At 39.0% G+C, this 3,415-nt stretch carries 7 protein-coding genes and 1 pseudogene; 2 read left to right on the top strand and 6 right to left on the bottom strand.

Annotated features, from left to right (window positions below; translation table 11 throughout):
* Positions 1-436 (top strand): annotated as a pseudogene (locus tag AC075J_RS01600) (hypothetical protein); the annotation flags it as partial.
* Positions 436-645 carry a hypothetical protein gene (locus tag AC075J_RS01595; RefSeq protein WP_025579221.1) on the top strand — a complete coding sequence of 70 codons (210 nt, stop codon included), beginning with the start codon at positions 436-438 and terminating at the stop codon, positions 643-645. The pseudogene AC075J_RS01600 and the gene AC075J_RS01595, both read left to right, overlap by 1 nt.
* Positions 646-873: 228 nt before the next feature.
* On the opposite strand, the gene AC075J_RS01590 is transcribed toward AC075J_RS01595, so the two are convergent.
* The 6 genes from AC075J_RS01590 to AC075J_RS01565 all read right to left on the bottom strand — a co-directional run bounded on the left by AC075J_RS01590 (position 874) and on the right by AC075J_RS01565 (position 3,332).
* On the bottom strand, positions 874-1,203 hold the full coding sequence (locus AC075J_RS01590; protein ID WP_476389888.1) for a DUF4097 family beta strand repeat-containing protein: 330 nt from the start codon (positions 1,201-1,203) through the stop codon (positions 874-876).
* 7 nt (positions 1,204-1,210) lie between these two features.
* Positions 1,211-1,693, bottom strand: a complete 483-nt coding sequence (locus tag AC075J_RS01585; RefSeq protein ID WP_476389887.1) for a hypothetical protein — start codon at positions 1,691-1,693, stop codon at positions 1,211-1,213.
* The gene (locus AC075J_RS01580; protein WP_055052532.1) at positions 1,690-2,304 is read right to left on the bottom strand and encodes a DUF1700 domain-containing protein; all 615 of its coding nucleotides are present in this window, start codon (positions 2,302-2,304) and stop codon (positions 1,690-1,692) included. Before AC075J_RS01580 ends, AC075J_RS01585 begins: the two co-directional genes overlap by 4 nt.
* Positions 2,301-2,618, bottom strand: a complete 318-nt coding sequence (locus tag AC075J_RS01575; protein WP_025579216.1) for a PadR family transcriptional regulator — start codon at positions 2,616-2,618, stop codon at positions 2,301-2,303. Before AC075J_RS01575 ends, AC075J_RS01580 begins: the two co-directional genes overlap by 4 nt.
* A gap of 302 nt (positions 2,619-2,920) precedes the next feature.
* Complete coding sequence (locus AC075J_RS01570; RefSeq protein ID WP_173684801.1) at positions 2,921-3,025, bottom strand: hypothetical protein; 105 nt, start codon at positions 3,023-3,025, stop codon at positions 2,921-2,923.
* Positions 3,026-3,050: 25 nt separating this feature from the next.
* Positions 3,051-3,332 carry a hypothetical protein gene (locus AC075J_RS01565; RefSeq protein ID WP_476389886.1) on the bottom strand — a complete coding sequence of 94 codons (282 nt, stop codon included), beginning with the start codon at positions 3,330-3,332 and terminating at the stop codon, positions 3,051-3,053.
* Positions 3,333-3,415 lie beyond the last annotated feature (83 nt).

The following is a 3,415-nucleotide window of genomic DNA, read 5'->3' as shown; positions in this document are numbered from 1 at the left end:
AAGTGGCGAGAGCATGTCACGAAATTTGATGAGATGCGTACAGAAATGTATAAAAGGCGTTTCTTCTGCTCCTGCGGGAGAGGATCTGACACTTCATCTTGGTCTGGATATTACCGGTTCGGAGACAGATAAGATTGATTTTGGAACCCCGGTAATGGAGGCTGTTAAAGACTTGAGGAAAAACGGAGGCTTGTCAGAAAACTCATGGATAACTTCCGGAATCCGCCAGCAGGAATATGAGTCCTATTATGCGGATAATGGTTCTCTTTTGTTTATCGGAATCTTTCTCGGTTCTCTTTTCCTTATGGGAACAGCTATGATTATTTATTATAAACAGATTTCCGAAAGATATGAAGATCAGAAACGATTTGAGATCATGCAGAAGGTTGGATTAAGTCTCGGGAGGTCAGAAGTTCTGTCCGCAGACAGATTCTGATGGTATTTTTCCTCCCGCTGTTAATGGCAATGCTTCATATTACCATGGCATTTCCAATGATCCGCCGGTTACTTTTACTTTTCGGAATGACGAATACGAAGCTGTTTATTGGATGTACGGCGGGAACAGTATTGATCTTTGCTGTTGTGTATGGGTTGATTTATCTTATGACGGCGCGTTCTTACTATCATATTGTAGAACGCAAATAAATATCAGGGTCAGAAGATTCTTAGATCATTCGTGTTTATACGATGAGATTTTGGAAACTTCTGACCCTGATATGTTTATTTATATTTTATGATTAGATAGAAATTTTCAGTCAAAAAGAATGAGCGTATTAGAGCGTGTTTGAAAAATCATTCAGCATTCCTTTTTGAATGTCAATCGGAAAATTTCAGGGAAAGGCTCTGTTGTTGAGAATGAAGTAAACAGTAACGTTATCTGCACTTCAGCCTTATATTTCCACTGTCAGTCTGGATCACCAGATTTCCGCCCGTTCCTTTTTGTGTGTAAGAAATATCACAGTCATCTTGGTCTTCCACCATCTTACCGGTCAGCGCATCATCTACATTGATATCTCCCATATCAGTATTCACCTGTATGTTCCATGTGCGCATCACGTCTTCTTTACCAATAAAACAAAGATCACCCATATCCGTTTTCACTTTCAGATTATTGAAATCACAATTTTTAAAAAATACATCTCCTGAATCCGTCTGAACGGCTCCATTTTCGATTTCGCATCCATTCAGCAATATATTGCTCATATCCGATTTAATATCTGCAAGACTTCCATTTCTGACCTTCCGGCACGTAAATTGTTACCACATTTTCATCTGTAGTAAGTGTTCCTTCACCCAAAAGACCCGACAAAAATCCGATATCAACATGATAATAAGTCTTCCCATCATTGTTATTTTCCTGAATCCTTAATTTACCATCCTTTACCTGATAACTGATCGGATCCTTTTTCTGATCGGATGCCCGATAAGAAATATAACAGTACTGATCATTTGAATTGACTACTTGCAAATTCATATCTGTCATGGAGATGTCTGCTGAGTCGAAATCATCAAGCTTTGTTTTCTTAAGAACCATCTCATTATCGCTTTTTTTTGCAGCTCCATCCATTTTGTTTAAATCCGCTGATTTCACATATTTACTTCCACCGCTCGCAACACCGATGCCCGTCAAAGCTGTACCACATACACAGCATCCGACTCCTACTGCAAGCCATGCCTTTGCCCATCTTTTCATCGTTCTAACCTCTCTCTCTTTCTGCCAGTGATCCGGCGTACCAGCTTCGCAATTAGCATGCTGCTCCATTTACATAGATATACGCACAACAGTACACCAAGGATGCCAGCGCCCACAGCCAACAGCCCACTTCCTGTAAGCATTGCAAAACCGCTCATAGAAAACGGGACTGCCAGTATACCGCGGACAAGGATTTTCCCGCCAATAAGCATCAGACATAAAACTACACATAACAAAATTGCAAATACACACACAACTAATGCAAGAACGACTGCAGCAAATGCTGCCAGAAGCGGAGCTCCTACCGGTGCTGCAAATAATACCAATAGCGCTATCCATACCACATGTTTTCCGGAACCTTTCTGTTCTGCTCTGGTCTGTCCATCTGTTTCATAATTCTGATGATCTTCTATTTTCTTATTCAGAAGATTCGCCATCAGTTCTCTGGCAGCCTCCTTCGGCGTACCAAGTTCTTTCATCAGTTCTTCTGCTCCTTCCTCATCTGTCTCCTGAAAATACTCGGTAAAATATTCCATTGCATCTTCATAGTCCTGTCTCGGAAGCTTCCGCAGATATTTATGCAGCTGGTTTAAATATTCCTCTCTGCTCAACCTCTTATCCTCCCTTCAATAATTCCATCTACAGTGTCTTTGTAGATTTGCCATTCATTGCTCAGATATGCAATCTGTGCCTTGCCTTCTTCTGTAAGGGAATAGTATTTTCTCTTTCTTCCCTGATACTCCTGCGAATAGGTAGTCAGATATCCTGCACTTTGTAACTTCTTCAATATGGGATAGAGCGTAGATTCTTTAATGTCAGCAGCCTTCTTCACTGTCTGACTGATCTCATAGCCATAAGAATCCCTGCTTTCTACCACTGACAGTATCATATATTCAATCAATAATGCTGATACCGGAAAATACATTGAATCACCTCCTGGTATATATGTAAAATATTTATATATATAAATTTTATATATACTATACTTCGATGCTACCACAATGTCAATACATATATAAAATTTTTATATATATTTTTCGGAGTTCAATCGTTATGGTATCTCTGGACAATTTGCAATGGATTTCTGATATCAAACTATTCATTTGACTATCTTTTGGAGTGTGTTTGAACATATCGGTATTTCGTGGAGTCTGACTCCAATATGCAGGACCTCATGTGGTCATAAAAATATGCGCATCAGCCGTAAAACTGATGCGCACATAAAAATTATTTTACTGTAACTGTAATCACTTTATATACACCATTCTGTGCATATACCCATATCTTACAGTTTCCTTTTCTCATAGCTTTGATTACACCATCAGATGTCACAGTTACTACTTTTGTATTACTGCTTTCATAGTAGAGATTTCTGTGGTGTTTGATTTTTTTGTCTTTCTTTATTTTCTATAGCTGTAATCTGAGCAGTTTTACCTTTCTTTAAGGTTACTTCTGTATCATTCTTCTTATTTCCAATCTTTATAATGGAAACAGCTTTGGCTACGCCGTATTTTCCATCCTTAGTTATTGAATGTACTGCTACGGAGGTACCTGTGATTACTTTCTTTCCATCCACCATCTTGTAAGCCTTTACAATGTACTTGTAGTAAGCTGCTTTTTTCAGCTTAGTGGCGTACAAATCAGAACTTCTGAATCAGCGGATGTTCTCGGTAGTACATCCTGGTGAAGTTCAGGAATTTCTGCATATTGTCACTGATATAT

It is taken from the genome of Blautia sp. ZXY-1-C6, from assembly GCF_056339875.1.
This window is presented reverse-complemented; position numbering and strand designations above follow the sequence as displayed.

What these genes read in the sequence shown, in the direction of transcription:
- AC075J_RS01595 (WP_025579221.1), top strand. Translation starts at nt 436, where the DNA reads ATGGTATTTTTCCTCCCGCTGTTAATGGCAATGCTTCATATTACCATG.
- AC075J_RS01585 (WP_476389887.1), bottom strand. Translation starts at nt 1,693, where the DNA reads ATGAAAAGATGGGCAAAGGCATGGCTTGCAGTAGGAGTCGGATGCTGT.
- AC075J_RS01590 (WP_476389888.1), bottom strand. Translation starts at nt 1,203, where the DNA reads ATGAGCAATATATTGCTGAATGGATGCGAAATCGAAAATGGAGCCGTT.
- AC075J_RS01575 (WP_025579216.1), bottom strand. Translation starts at nt 2,618, where the DNA reads ATGTATTTTCCGGTATCAGCATTATTGATTGAATATATGATACTGTCA.